This is a genomic window from Burkholderia sp. AU19243 (assembly GCF_018148075.1).
GTDB classification, from domain to species: Bacteria; Pseudomonadota; Gammaproteobacteria; order Burkholderiales; family Burkholderiaceae; genus Burkholderia; species Burkholderia latens_A.
In genome coordinates this window covers 66,660-80,175 of sequence record NZ_JAGSTV010000009.1, presented here as the reverse complement: position 1 = coordinate 80,175, position 13,516 = coordinate 66,660, and the positions used below count along the sequence as shown (strand labels likewise).

Here is a 13,516-nt window from a genome sequence, read left to right as displayed (position 1 = left end):
TCATCATCATGAAAAAGCCACTCGTCGCGCTGGCCGTCAGCGCATTCGCCGCCGGGTGCGCGGTGCAGCCCGCACAGCATCCGGCACTGCCCGATTCCGTCCAATCGCTCGCGCCCGCCGCGTGGGACACCGACGTGCCGCGCGCGGACATCGACGCCGCCGCGTGGTGGGCGCGGTTCGACGATCCGGTGCTCGACCGGCTGATCGCGACCGTGCTCGACGGCAATCTCGATCTGCAGGCTGCCGCCGAACGCGTGAAGCAGGCACAGGCGCTGACCGTACAGAAGCGCGCGGTGCTGCTGCCCGAACTCGACGCGACCGCGCATGCGGCCGACGCGCGCCAGAACACGCCGCCGCCGCTCGGCTATGTGCGACAGGCCGGTGCGGGGCTGGCACTGAGCTGGTCGCCGGACGTGTTCGGTGGCGAACGGCTCGACCTGCTGGCCGCGCAGGCGGAGTTGGTCGGGGAAAAGCATGCGGAAGAAGCGATGCGGCTCGCACTCGCGGCCGATGCGGCGTCCGCGTATGTGGACCTGCGCTGGGCGCAGCAGGAACTCAAGATCCTGCAGGACAACGCGGCGATCCGCCGGCATGCGCTCGAGCTGACGCGCAAGCGGCAGGCGTTCGGGCTGTCGACGGAGCTCGACGTCACGCGCGCCCAGAACCAGCTCGATGCGCTCGAAGCGCGGATTCCGCCGACGCAGGCGCAGATCGCGCATCAGCTGAACCTGATCGCCGTGTATTCGGGCCGCACGCCCGAATCGGTCGACCGGCTCGTGCTCGCTCAGGGTGGTGCGATTCCGGCACCGCCGGCCGGCTCGCCGCGTACGTTGCCGTCACAGGCGCTGCTGCGCCGGCCGGACGTGCTCGCCGCGTATGCGCAAGTCGAGCGGCGGGCGGCGCAGGTCGGCGTCGCGAAGGCAGAGCGGTATCCGAAGTTCTCGCTGAATCTGACGGACGGGATTCTGGCCGCGTCGTACCTCGGTTTGCCGACGCTGACCGACAACCTGTTCAGCGCGGCGCTGAGCGCGACGAGTCCGATCTTCAATGCGGGGCGCATCACGGCCGACATCGCGCAGAGCGAGAGCCGGATGCGCGAGTCGGAACTCGGCTTGCGGCAGACGATGCTGCAGGCACTGCGGGAAGTCGAGGATACGCGTGCGAACCTCGTCAGCACCGACGAGGCCACGCGGCGGCTCGGCGATGCGCTAGCGGCGTCTGACAAGGCGCTCGGGCTCGCGAACCAGTTGTACAAGGGCGGCGCGACGGATTTCCTTGACGTACTGTCCGCGCAGGAGGTGTACCTGCGCGATTCGGACGCGCTCAATCAGGTCAGGCGCGAGCATGCGCTGGCGGCGGTCGCGCTGTATCGGTCGCTTGGCGGCGGGTGGAGCCGCAACGACACGGCGGGCGGGAGCGAGACGGAGGCCGTGGCGGTCGCGGGCGCCGGCGCAGCACACTGACGGCCGCCGCCCCCCGGGCTGCGGCCCCGGCGAACGCGCGGGGGATCGGGCCGGTGCGAGCTACCGCGCACCGGCTGCGTCATGCGCCGCGTTCAGCCCGCATCGGGCCACCGGTAGCCGATCACTTCGTGCAGCGGATACGCGAGCTCGCGCACTTCTTCGAGCTGATTGCCGCCGAACAGGTGCACGTGCCGGTCGTCGTGACGCAGGTAGAAGCCGACGTGGCCCTTCCAGCTCGCCGGATCGTCGCGCGTCAGGATCGCGATGCAGCCGTACACCGGCTGTTCCAGCGGGCGGCCCCATGCGAGCCACGAGCGCGCGAGCGCGGAACCGGTGCCGCGAATGCCCGCGTGCGTCATGCACCAGTTGACGAACGACGAGCACCACGAAATCTTGTCGTCGTACCCGGCGAGGTTCGTTTGGTTGTTGTATTCGACGATGCGCGGATTGATGCTGCCGGGCGGGAAACGGCGGATGCCCAGTTCGGCCAGCGCGACGGCCATCCACGGCGGGTGGCCGGCTTGCGGGTTGTGGTCGGCGTTCGATCGGGTCATGGCGGCGGCGGGACCGGGCGTCGGAGCGAGGCGTCAATCTTCGCACGAATGCGGCGATGTGAGAGCGGCGCCTCGCCTGTTTGCGCGCAGTCGATTACCAGCCTTCCCGATTCGCGACAATTCCGAGAACAATGCAGCGAACCTTTCCGCTTCGGCTCGCGCTACGGATGCACGACGCAAGCCGATCCGCGTGATCGGCTACCATCTGAGCAATTCATCGCCCCGGGAATCACCTGCTCTGAAAAAGGAACCGTACGCCATGACCACCCGCTCGGACGACACCGTGGCAGCCGACCGCGCCTCGAACACGTCATCAAGCCCGGCCTCCGGCGCGAAAACGCGCGTCATTGCGCTACCGGCTCATCTTCGGCAGATACCGTCATGCAGCGGCATTCCGGACCTCGTCAGCACCTATCTGATCAATATCGGCCTGGTGCTGTTCTTCGTCGCAATGTTCTTCGGATTGGCGATCGCGCCGTTCGAAGATGCATCACTTGCGCGAACCGGATTCCTCGGCTTCGTGGTATGGATGCTCATGCTGGGGGTCATCGCTTGGGCAGTGGTGCTCTTCATTCGAGCCACGATGAATATCGGCGCGTGGTTCGAAGTCGACTCAACCGGTTTCCGATACGGAATGGGCAAGCGCACGCATACGGCAGCCACGCAGCAGGAGCAGCGCATCGAATGGAGCGACATCGTGCCGAGGCTGGATCTGCGCTATGACGTCGAGTACCACAGCGCTTCCCGCGTCACCATGCGGCCGGCCAGCTTCCAGTTCTGGCGGCGCGGCGCGAAGCTCGAATCGGCAAAGCCGGTTACGTTGCGCACGAACCTCGTGGATTTCGGTGCGGACAACACCATTCGTTGCATCCGCTTCAAGAATCGCGATGAACTCCATTTGGCTGTGCTATGCGGTCTGGCGCATCGCGGGCTGCGTTTCAATCCGAGGGCGTTCATCGCCGCCGGAATTCACCCTGAAACCTGGAAGCCGCTTGCGAAAGAGCGCCGACCGGCCTTGCTGTGGATCTCGGTCATCGCCGTGCTTGGGCTTGCCGCGTTCTGGGTATGGGGCCGCGTGTCGCTGCCTTTTTCGATGTCGATGCTGATCGTGTGCTGCGGGTACTACTGGACCGAGGGAAAATATGACTTCTCGCCGGATATCAAGCACTATCCCCGCGACCCCATCATGTTCTGCCTCGACAGCGATACGGGTTCCGACGACGCGAAATCGTAACGGCGCGGGCATCGCGCCCCTCCAGTCACGCTCGTCCCGGTATCGCGCCAAGCCATACCGGAACGGCTCCCCGGCCCTACCCTCTCCCGTCACTCCACCGTCACCGATTTCGCGAGATTTCTTGGCTTGTCGATATCCGCGCCGCGCAGGCACGCGGCGTGATACGCGAGCAGTTGCAGCGGCACGACGTGCAGGATCGGCGACAGCAACCCGTAGTAATCCGGCATCCGCAGCACCGACACGCCTTCGCCATTGTCGATTCGCGTATCGGCATCGGCGAAGACGTAAAGCTGGCCGCCGCGCGCCCGCACTTCCTGCATGTTCGACTTCAGCTTTTCGAGCAGCGCGTCGTTCGGCGCGATCGTCGCGACCGGCATCGCGTGCGTGACGAGCGCGAGCGGCCCGTGCTTCAGCTCGCCGGCCGGATACGCTTCCGCGTGGATATACGAAATCTCCTTCAGCTTCAGCGCCCCTTCGAGCGCAATCGGGTAATGCAGACCGCGCCCGAGAAACAGCGCGTTCTCGTGCCGCGAGAATTCCGCCGCCCAGCGCCCGATCTGCGGCTCCAGTGCGAGCACGTCCTCGAGCGCGGCCGGCAGCCGCCGCAACTGCGTCGTGTAGCGCGCGAGCTGCGCGTCGTCGACGTAGCCGCGCAAACGCCCGAGCGTGACCGCCAGTATGAACAACGCGACGAGCTGCGTCGTGAACGCCTTGGTCGACGCGACACCGATTTCCGGGCCGGCGCGCGTGAGAAACCGCAGCCCGGTCTGCCGCATCATCGCGCTGGTCGGCACGTTGCAGATCGCGAGCGTGTCCATGTGGCCGAGCGCTTGTGCGTACTTGAGCGCGGCGAGCGTATCGGCGGTCTCGCCGGATTGCGACACGCTGACCACCAGCGTATTCGGCAGCGCGAGCGCGTCGCTATAGCGGTATTCGCTCGCGATCTCGACCTGCGCGGGCAGCCGCGCGATCGTCTCGAGCCAGCGGCGCGCGGTCAGCCCAGAATAGTGGCTCGTGCCACACGCGAGGATCAGCACGTTGTCGATCTGCCCGAACGCGCGCGCGGCATCCGGGCCGAATGCGGCCGGGTCGAACAGCCCCGCATCGGGAATCGTCGCGGCGACGGCCTGCGGCTGCTCGAAGATTTCCTTCTGCATGAAATGCCGGTACGGTCCGAGCTCGACGACACCTTGCGTCGATGCGACGGTCTGGATCGGGCGCTCGACCGGCGTGCCGTCGCGCGCGAGCACCCGCACGCCGCCCGGCGTCAATTCGACGACGTCCCCTTCCTCGAGAAAGATGAACCGATCGGTAATGCCGGCCAGCGCCAGCGCATCGGACGCGAGAAAGCATTCGTCGTCCTTCAGGCCGACGACCAGCGGCGAGCCGGCGCGCGCGCCGATCAGCCGCTGCGGCTCGCTCTTGCTGAACACCGCGATCGCATACGCACCGTGCAACTGCGCCGTGGCGTCGCGCACGGCGGCGAGCAGGTCGCCGCGATACTTGCTGTGGATCAGATGCGCGACGACCTCGGTGTCGGTCTGCCCGTCGAACTCGTAGTTCTCTTCCGATAGTTGCCTGCGCAACGTCTCGTGATTCTCGATGATGCCGTTGTGCACGAGCGCGATCTCGTCGCGCGAGAAGATCGGATGCGCGTTGCAGGTCGCGGGCGCACCATGCGTTGCCCACCGCGTGTGCGCGATGCCGGTGCTCCCCGCGAGGCCGGCGCTGCGTACGTGCGCGTCGAGATCGGCGACGCGCGACACGCTGCGTTCGCGGCGCGCCTGCCCGTCGACGACGGTCGCGACCCCGCATGAGTCGTAGCCGCGATATTCGAGGCGGCGCAAACCTTCGATCAGAACCGGAACGATGTTCCGTTGCGCGACCGCGCCGACGATGCCACACATGACACGTCTCCTTCCCTTTGTCCGTTCATGGACCGTGCGCCGTCGTGTCAGCGCGATCCGGTCACCGTTGCCTCCGCCGTCGTGAACCCGCAGGTGGCGGGTGCGAGCGGATCGGCCATCCGGCTTTCGAATGCCAGGTACAACGCCTCCTCCAGTACGTTCCAGTGCGCGCCGTGACGATAAGGTCCCGAGCGCGCGTACCAGCACGCAACGGTGCTCCAGTCGTTCATCTTGAATGCGACCAGCGCGATCAATCCCCACGGAAAATCGGAGCCGGCGAGCTGCATCCATGTCTTGCCGTACTTGTGCATCCACTGCGCATAGATCGTCTCGTTCGACTGGTCGGGCACACGGATGCCCGACAGGATCGGAAAGATCTGCGCGACCTTCGCCGGATAGAAGCTCGCGTCGCTGATCTTCTGCGTGCTCGCGCGAAAACCGGATTGCGTGCCGCGCCAGAACACTTTCACGATCGCCGCCGCCAGCCGGTCGGCCCGCTGGCTCCAGGGCGCCGCACGTGCGTAGTCGGCGCGGCGCACGTAATACGCGGCGAGCGCCTGAAACGCGCTGTGCACTTCGACGTTGTCCATCAGCAGCGCGACGTGCAGCGTCGACGAAATCTGGTAAACGCCGGTCGCGCTGTCGAGCAGCGTGTCGAGGTGCGCGCCCGCGCGGCTCATGCTCGCTTCCCATGCGGCGGGCATCCCGTCGGGCGGCGCAAAGCGCGCGAGCAGTTCGATCCAGGTCGCCATCATCGCGTCGTCCGCGTCGGCTTCCGCACACGGGCTGACGAGCCCGCTCTTCACGCAATAGCGGTCGAAGCCGCCGTCCGGACGCTGGCGTGGCAATACCCACGCGATCCAGGCGAGCGCGGACTGCCGGGCGTCCATCCGCGTATCGGCCGCAGCCAGCAGCGCCTTCGCCGCGAAGTACGGGTCGATGCCCGCGCCGTTCAGCCGCACGGTGATCGCGCCATCCGGACGTTGGTACAGCCCGTTGAGCTGCAGTTCTGCGGCGTCCGCGTGCGGCATCGAGCAGCACGCGGCGACGCAGCAGGCGATGCGCGCGACACGCAGCAACCTGGCGATGGCCGCCACGCATGCGCGGGCGGCGGGGAAAAGCGCGGGCCGATTCATGATCTGGGGCTCCTGCGCGGTTATGCTGCGCAATCGGCGCCGGGCGCGGCGTTGGCCGCGCCGCGTCCGGCGCACGCGTCGGCGTTGCGGCTCAGTTCACCTTGGCGCTCGTGAACTTGAGGCTGGTACCGGTGCTCGCGGTGACGAGCCAGTACTTCGAGTCGGTGATGCCGACGGTGCCGATGCCTTGCGTGATGATCGGCGCCGCGAATTTCGCCTTCGGCAGCAGCCACGTCATGTTCGCGAGACTCGTCGGGTGGCTGGCCGAGAATGCCCAGCTGGAGCCCGTATCGGTGGCCGACCACGTGACGTTCAGGCGCGACCGGTCGAACACCGTGATGTCGGTCATCGTGTACCAGCGGAACTGCCCGGTAAGCTTCAGCGAATTGGCTTGCGAGAAGATCGCGGACAGCGTCGACGTATACGACGATGCGCCGAGCGGATGCGCATAGATCAACCGGCTCGTGCGGTTGGCGACGACGAAGTTCATCAGCGCCGCATACCAGTTGTTCACGTCGGTCGTCGGCACCGCATACTGCTGGAACTCCTCGAACGTCGCGTACTTGCCGAACGGCATCACCGGGTAAGCCCACAGGCCGGGGTTCAGCAGCGCGCCGTTGCGATACGCGCGGGTCGGCGCCGAGCCGGTGTGACCGGTGAAGTAGTATCCGTTGAAGCCGTTGCTTTCGAGCCAGTTCACCGACCACGTCGGCGTGTTGCCTTCCGGCGCCGCGTATTCGACATCGGGCAAGCCCGTCGCCGTCTGAATCGCCTGATGGTTCATCACCAGGTACTGCGTGAACGTGCTCGCGTTCGTTTCGCTCGCATTCGCCCCCCAGTAGTCGTGAATCCATCCGCCATGGCTGCCGACGTGTTGGCCCTTGCTGACGAAGTACTTGAGAAGGCTCTGCGCCGTCGGATTGTTGGCGAGATTGATACCGTTGCCGTCACCGAACGTTGCCTCGTCCGGGCCGGCCGTCACCACGATCGAGAACGGCCCGTTGTTCCATACGCCGAGGTTCTTCAGCTGGAGCGCCGGCTGGATCTGGTCGCCCGCGCAGAAGTGCCAGTTGAACACGAGGCCGGCCTGCGCGTTCGGCAGCGGCGACAACGACGGCAGATTCAGCATCTGCGTGCCGAAATAGTGCAGGTAGCCGTGGATCAGCATCCCGTCGGTCTGCCCGTCGAGGTACGCGAGCGGCAGGTTGACGAACAGCACGCCCCCGTTGCCGTACGGGTTGTAGCCGGACACGAGCCCGAAATTCGGCGACGTCAGGATCGTCGTGCCCGAATACGTGCCCTGAGTGACGAAGCTCGGATACGTCAGGAACCCGTACACGTAGCCGGAGATGCCTTCGAGCGTGTCGGTCGTGGTCGCCAGCGTCGACGCGAGCGCGTTGGCGGTCGTACCCGTCGCGGTGCTCAGCAGCGAGCCGGCGCTATACGACGTGGTCTTCTTCAGCTTGCCGGCGACGGCGCCCGTCAATTTCGGCACCGTCTGGTTCAAGAGCCCGCTGCCGGTCGGCGGCGTCGTGTACTGGAACCATGCGCCATGGTTGTAATTGGCGAGGCCGCCCGGGTTCGACGGGCTGGCGGGCAGGAACAGCGCGCTGGTGCCGGATGTCGATGCCGAAGTCTTCGACGTACCGGAGCTGCTCGTCGACGCCAACGACATCGTCGGGCTGGCGGCCGTGGTCGTCGACGTGGTCGTCCATGCCATCGACTTGCCGGGAGGCACCTGCAGCGTGCGCAGCCAGCTGCTCATCCCGGTCACGTTGCCGAGGCCGATCATGTTGCCGCCGTATTGGTCATACAACACGTAATCGACGCCGGCCATGCTGCTGAAGCGCGATTTCGGGCTCACGTAGAAGCCGGCCGAATTCAGCACGCCGAAGTCGTAGACGAGCATCACCTTGCCGCCGTTCAACGCGTAGTTCTGGATCGCGGTCACCAGCGTGTCGGCTGCCGTCGTATGAACCTGGTCCGGCAGGATCAGGCCCGGGTACTGCGACAGCGTCGACCCGGCGGCCAGGAACTGGCTGTCGGTCATCACCTTGATCTGTAGCCCCTCCTCCTGCGCGGTGTCGAGCCAGGCCGACACGCGAGGATCGGGCAGCGTCAGCGTATCGGGCACCAACAGCAGCAGCTGGTTGGTGGCTGCCCGAACGCCGCCCGGACTGAATGCGAATGCGAGCGCGAACAACGCGAACAGAATCCGCAAGAACTTGCCTGACTTTGCCAACATGGTGTGCTCCTCGCTTAAGGAATGGGTTGTGCGCGGCAGCGGTGCGCGTGCCGGGCGATCAACCGACCTTGTCCGGTGGAAGTGTGAGGCTGCCCAATTCGTCGAGCATCGAACGACGCCGGCGCCGGCCGCCGGACTCGCGAACGGGCCCTGGCAAACCGCACCGTCTTCTCCGCTGCAAACGCATCGATGCGACGTGGTGACTCAAGCGAACAACGTGCCATTGGCGCTGGAGGCCCGGTCGTGCTCGCTTCGCGTGCCGCGGTGCCGCACGAACGGGCCGAAAACGCGGCCGAATCGTTTCATCGCTGATACGGCGGTTTTTCCCGGCGATCTCAGCGCGCGTCGCCGGACGGATTCGTCAGCGCGCCTGGCCAGCTCGCGCAGTAGGTGTACAGCGTGACCAGCAGGCCGATCAGCAGCGGGCCGCCTAGCAGGAAGTAGCAGAACGGCAGGAACAGCAGCGAGCCGTGATGGACGACGATCGCATGCAGCAGCATCACGAACGGCAGCGCGAACACGAAGTAGCCGACCACGAGCACCGACGCGGCAATTTTCTGCGGCAGCGAGAAATCGAGCGGATAGTAGAGCGCTGCCATCACCAGCGGAATCAGCGTGATCGCCGCGCCGTGCAGCACGAACATGTCGCGCAGGTGCAGCATCGGTACGTACGGAAACGCGCCGGGCGCGAGCCAGAAATACGCGCAAATCAGCATCTGCGTGAAGCTCGCGATACGTAACAGATATGCAACGGGCAACCAGCTCGCGCGGCGATAGAACGACGCGCCGAAGCCGGCCGCGCAGATCGCCGCGGTGACGGCAAGCTGCGTGCCGCTCGGCATGCGCGCGGCGACGTCGATCGACAGCAGCGGCACGCGCGGCGCATCGGGCGGATAGCCGAGCACGATCACGTGCAGTGCCGGATCGATCTGCCGTGCACCCCAGATCATGACTGCACGCCAGTAGCGCCACGCGAGCGGCAAGCCGGCCCACAGCAACGCGTAAAGGGTCGGCGTCAGCAGCGCGATCGACGTGAGCCAGCGCTGCGGATGCGGGTGGGTCCGCAGCGAACGGTCGACGGCGGAACGGACGGGACGCGTCTGCATGGCCCCCGCCCCCGCTACCAGCGGTAGAACACGCTCAGCTCGCCGCCGATCCGTGAATAGTAGGGGTTGTGGTAGTAGTCGAATTCGAGCTGCGTGCCCCACTTGCGCGTGACCCAGTAGCGCCATTTCGCGATCACTTCGTGGCTGCGGAAGTCGGCGATCTGCGAACCGGATCCGGTCACCTGGTACGCCTCGCGGCCGAACCCGGCGCGCAGCACGATCACGCTCTTGCCGACTTCGCCGTAAGTGACGGCGCCGTAGTATTGCGGCGCCTTCACCGAGCCCGGCGAATCGACCGTATAGTTCGTGCCAGCCTCGAAGATCCACTTCGGCAGCGCATACCAGATCAGGCCGGCGTGATACAGCTGATCCTTGTGACCGCTGCGGTTCCATGCGTAGCCGGCTCCCAGCGACACGATCAGCGACCGGTTGGACAGCAGCTTGCGGTTGATCGACAGGTCGACGCGTGCGCTCGGCAGGATCGTGCCGGACGTCGTGCCGGAAAAGCCGATGCCGCCGAACCAGTCCGGCCCCATGTCCTGCACGTACGTCAATGAGCCGAGCTGCGTGTTTTCGCCGAAGCGGTGCAATTGCGCCAGTTCGCCGAGTATCGTGCGGCCGCCGTCCTGATAGACGCCGCGCACGTGCACGCCGTACCAGTCGCCGTAGCCGTGCGTCAGGTGCGCGCTCGACACGCCGAGCGACATCTCGGCATGCGGTTCGCCCGGCGCCTGCACGTGCGCGATCACCGCATCGGGCAACGGCGGCCGGTTCGTTTCGTCCGGCGAAAACTCCGCGAGCGACGTGCCGTCCGGCACGCCGTCGGGCGACACACGCACGAATGCGGGCCCGTCGAGCGTGCGCGGCACGATGACGGGCGTCGCAGCGTCGGCCGTTTGCGCGGGCGGAGAAGCATCGGTGTCATCCGGCTGCGCCGCGCGCACCGGGAGCGGGCCGGCGGCGACGCCGCACAGCATCGCCAGGGCGGCGACCGGCGCGCGCGAGCGGCGACGGCGGAAACGATCGGACATGGGGCGCTCCTTAACGGGATGCGTGAAACCAGCCGCTGCGGCACGCGACGAGGTCGCCGTGCACGCACGCATGGCCGATCACCGAGACGTCGCGCGCGCACGCGCTGACAGGATGGCCGGCCACGCCGATGCGCGCGCCGGTCACGCGCAGCAGGCCGCCGGCCGACACGACGCCGTCGATGCAGCTGCCGCTCGCGAGCAGCACGTCGTCGCGCGCGAACACGCCGCCATGCAGGAACGCGTGGCGTTCGAGTTCGACGCGATGCGCCTTCACGCTGCCGTGCAGCACGCAACCGTCGCCGAGTACGAGCGTGCCGTCCACCACGAGGTTGCCCTGCACCGCCGTGTGCGCAGGCAGCCGCACGTCGCAAGGCAGCAGGTAACGGCCGTGCACGTAGCGGTGCGGCAGCTTCGCGAAGTGGCGCGTCAGCGACACGGCGCGACGCGGCGGGTCGGGCATGTCGGCCGACGCGGCGTCGGGCGCGGCGCCCGCCGTCTTGCCGAACACGATCGGCTCGCCGTACAGGCATGCGAAGCCGCCGGCGCCGTGCAGGCACACCGTCCCGCCGACCACGGCGCCGCGCAGCACTGCGCTGTCGACGTCGATGTGCGGCGCGTGCGCGAGCATGCCGACCGTCGCGCCGGCGTGAATGTCGATGCGCTGCTCTGCGAACGCGTACGCGGCCCGCGCGCCGCCATCGAGCGTGATCGTGCGGCGCGCGTACAGCACGTCGTCGCACTGTTCGTCACGCACGACGCGAATCTCGTCGTCGTCGCGCACCAGCAGCCCGAGCGCGTGCCACGGCGGCGCGGCCGGCGAATCGGCCGGGTGCGCGCCGCCGGCATGCGTGCGCAGCGCATCGCGCCAGCGCGCGGCGAGGAGCGCCTGATCGACGAACGGCCCGTCGCCGATCGGCAGCGCGGCCACGTCGCTGCGCCGGATCAGTTCATGCAGCAACGGCAGGAACGGCAAGGTGAGCACACCGGCCACCGGCACCATCACGTTGAAGGTCGTCATCGTTCATCGTCCCGGTTTTAATTGCCGGCGAAAGCGCTCGGTCTTGTCCCATTTCAGTTCGCGACGGAACGCGGCGTCGAGCGCGAGGCCCCACAGGGCGGACACCACCGCCGCGATCGTCACGCAAAAGCCGACCACGTTGACCGGCACGAGCCGCAGCCGCGTCGCGCGACCGTCGAGGCGTGCGGCGACGACGATCTCGAAGAACACGCCGAAGTTGCCGAAGGTGCTGAACCCGAACAACGCGAGCAGCGACACGAGCAGGCCGAGCGCCGTCGAGTTGACGCCGTTGAGCAGGTACAGCGCGATCGCGGTCGCCCATGCAATCGCGAGCAGCGCCGGCATCAGGAACACGCCGAGCAGCAGCGCGCCATCGAGCCGGCAACGCGGCGAGATCAGCGGATTGCGCAACACCGGGCCCAGATAGCGCAGCAGCGTCTGGTTGTGCCCTTTCGCCCAACGCGTCAATTGCCGCGCGCGCACCGCCCAGCGCTCGGGCACCTCCTCGTAGCATTCGGCGTGATTCAGGTAGACCGTGCGCCAGTCGCTCAGCAACAGGCGGTAGGTCATGTCGGTGTCCTCGGCGAGCGTGTCGTCGCACCAGCCGCCGACCGCATCGAGCGCGCCCTTGCGCACGCCGCCGACGGTTCCGCCGTACTGCGGCACCAGGTTCAGGTTGTTGCGCGCCTGCTGATTGACTTGATAACCGCCCGCGCGCTCGAGATCGAGCAGCCGTGCGAGCAGATTGCTGTCGGCGTTCTGCGGGACGACGCGCCCCATCACCGCGCCCACTTCGGGGTCGAAGAACGGCGCGACGAGCTCCTTCAGCAGGCCGGGACGCGGGAGGTAGTCGGCGTCGAATACCACCATGATGTCGCCGCGGATAAAGCGCAGCGCGTCCTTGAGCGCGGCCGCCTTGCCCGGCTTGCCGCTTTCGCGGTGAAACGGCTTGATCAGGTCGGGGGCCAACGCCTTCACCTCGTCGATCAGCGCGCGCGTGTTGTCGGTCGATCGGTCGTTGACCGGAATGATCGTCAGCCGGTCGTGCGGATAGGTCGTCGCGAGCAGCGCCATCAGGCAATCGACGACAACCGCTTCCTCGTTGTGCGCGGCAACGAACACGGTGAGCCGCGGCCAATCGCCATGGGTAATCGTCTGATAAGGCGCATGCTGCGGCTTGAACAACCGGTCGAGGCTGAACATGTAATGCCGCGCGGCATACACGCACGTCAACAGCGTGAACAGCCACAGATACGCGACGCACGGCATCAGCAATGTTTCCGGATCGAACATGATGCGGGGCGCGTCGGCGAGCGGCGGCTCGAGCAGTGCGGACGTATCGGTCGACGTGAGCACGGCAAGCGGCGCGGGACCGCCGTAGCCGCCGACACGCTCGGCCGCATCGGCGGCCGGCATGCCGACCTGCACCTGCACCGCTGCGGCTGCCGGCCGCGATGCGGTGTCATGCAGCGCCTGTGCACACGCGAGCACGATCAGCAGCAGAATGCCTTCGACACACAGCGACATCGTCCGACGGTTTTTCATGTGCTGCCCCCCGTGCCGGCGACGCCGGCCGATGAACGCTGGGGCACGGCCGTGGATCGCGCGGATGTCAATGGCAAGCGGCACACGTCCGTCGCGCGCGCGGCCATGTTCCGCGCCTGACGAGCGTGCCGTGCCGCTTTCCGGATTCGTTGCTCTGGCGTCCCGGTTCGCCTGCTGCCGGTCGAACGCGTCGGGATGCGCCTTGTCCGGCCAGAACAAGCAAGGGGCGAGCCATCGGCCGCGCGGCCCCGTGCGGCAACGGAGGACACCCTCGCCG

The 13,516-nt window shown here is 67.0% G+C and carries 10 protein-coding genes; 2 read left to right on the top strand and 8 right to left on the bottom strand.

Annotated elements, in window-relative coordinates; genetic code table 11:
- Positions 1–8: 8 nt before the first annotated feature.
- Entirely contained in the window at positions 9–1,463 is a 1,455-nt protein-coding gene (locus KDW55_RS18180) for an efflux transporter outer membrane subunit (RefSeq protein ID WP_212160478.1), read from the top strand.
- 92 nt (positions 1,464–1,555) lie between these two features.
- On the opposite strand, the gene KDW55_RS18175 is transcribed toward KDW55_RS18180, so the two are convergent.
- Positions 1,556–1,966 carry a TIGR02594 family protein gene (locus KDW55_RS18175; protein ID WP_083253108.1) on the bottom strand — a complete coding sequence of 137 codons (411 nt, stop codon included), beginning with the start codon at positions 1,964–1,966 and terminating at the stop codon, positions 1,556–1,558.
- A 310-nt stretch (positions 1,967–2,276) separates the two neighbouring features.
- Between KDW55_RS18175 and KDW55_RS18170 the strand changes: the two genes are divergently transcribed.
- Positions 2,277–3,251: a hypothetical protein gene (locus tag KDW55_RS18170; protein WP_212160479.1), complete on the top strand. Its 975-nt coding sequence runs from the start codon at positions 2,277–2,279 to the stop codon at positions 3,249–3,251.
- A gap of 89 nt (positions 3,252–3,340) precedes the next feature.
- On the opposite strand, the gene glmS is transcribed toward KDW55_RS18170, so the two are convergent.
- The 7 genes from glmS to KDW55_RS18135 all read right to left on the bottom strand — a co-directional run bounded on the left by glmS (position 3,341) and on the right by KDW55_RS18135 (position 13,239).
- The gene (glmS, locus tag KDW55_RS18165) at positions 3,341–5,158 is read right to left on the bottom strand and encodes a glutamine--fructose-6-phosphate transaminase (isomerizing) (protein WP_040139258.1); all 1,818 of its coding nucleotides are present in this window, start codon (positions 5,156–5,158) and stop codon (positions 3,341–3,343) included.
- A 47-nt stretch (positions 5,159–5,205) separates the two neighbouring features.
- Entirely contained in the window at positions 5,206–6,294 is a 1,089-nt protein-coding gene (locus KDW55_RS18160; RefSeq protein WP_212160481.1) for a hypothetical protein, read from the bottom strand.
- Positions 6,295–6,385: 91 nt separating this feature from the next.
- Complete coding sequence (locus tag KDW55_RS18155) at positions 6,386–8,539, bottom strand: membrane protein (protein WP_040139256.1); 2,154 nt, start codon at positions 8,537–8,539, stop codon at positions 6,386–6,388.
- A gap of 335 nt (positions 8,540–8,874) precedes the next feature.
- Positions 8,875–9,645 (bottom strand): hypothetical protein, encoded by a 771-nt coding sequence (locus KDW55_RS18150; RefSeq protein WP_212160483.1) that lies wholly within the window; start codon positions 9,643–9,645, stop codon positions 8,875–8,877.
- Between the two features lie 14 nt (positions 9,646–9,659).
- A complete protein-coding gene (locus tag KDW55_RS18145; protein ID WP_209822248.1) occupies positions 9,660–10,676 on the bottom strand; it encodes a YaiO family outer membrane beta-barrel protein in 1,017 nt (338 codons plus the stop codon).
- A gap of 10 nt (positions 10,677–10,686) precedes the next feature.
- Positions 10,687–11,694, bottom strand: coding sequence for a polymer-forming cytoskeletal protein (locus KDW55_RS18140; RefSeq protein WP_209822247.1), 1,008 nt, complete (start codon positions 11,692–11,694; stop codon positions 10,687–10,689).
- Between the two features lie 3 nt (positions 11,695–11,697).
- On the bottom strand, positions 11,698–13,239 hold the full coding sequence (locus KDW55_RS18135) for a glycosyltransferase (protein ID WP_212160485.1): 1,542 nt from the start codon (positions 13,237–13,239) through the stop codon (positions 11,698–11,700).
- Between the last annotated feature and the right edge of the window lie 277 nt (positions 13,240–13,516).

Coding starts and splice junctions, on each gene's coding strand:
- KDW55_RS18180 (WP_212160478.1), top strand. CDS start 9: ATGAAAAAGCCACTCGTCGCGCTGGCCGTCAGCGCATTCGCCGCCGGG.
- KDW55_RS18175 (WP_083253108.1), bottom strand. CDS start 1,966: ATGGCCGTCGCGCTGGCCGAACTGGGCATCCGCCGTTTCCCGCCCGGC.
- KDW55_RS18170 (WP_212160479.1), top strand. CDS start 2,277: ATGACCACCCGCTCGGACGACACCGTGGCAGCCGACCGCGCCTCGAAC.
- glmS (WP_040139258.1), bottom strand. CDS start 5,158: ATGTGTGGCATCGTCGGCGCGGTCGCGCAACGGAACATCGTTCCGGTT.
- KDW55_RS18160 (WP_212160481.1), bottom strand. CDS start 6,294: ATGAATCGGCCCGCGCTTTTCCCCGCCGCCCGCGCATGCGTGGCGGCC.
- KDW55_RS18155 (WP_040139256.1), bottom strand. CDS start 8,539: ATGTTGGCAAAGTCAGGCAAGTTCTTGCGGATTCTGTTCGCGTTGTTC.
- KDW55_RS18150 (WP_212160483.1), bottom strand. CDS start 9,645: ATGCAGACGCGTCCCGTCCGTTCCGCCGTCGACCGTTCGCTGCGGACC.
- KDW55_RS18145 (WP_209822248.1), bottom strand. CDS start 10,676: ATGTCCGATCGTTTCCGCCGTCGCCGCTCGCGCGCGCCGGTCGCCGCC.
- KDW55_RS18140 (WP_209822247.1), bottom strand. CDS start 11,694: ATGACGACCTTCAACGTGATGGTGCCGGTGGCCGGTGTGCTCACCTTG.
- KDW55_RS18135 (WP_212160485.1), bottom strand. CDS start 13,239: ATGAAAAACCGTCGGACGATGTCGCTGTGTGTCGAAGGCATTCTGCTG.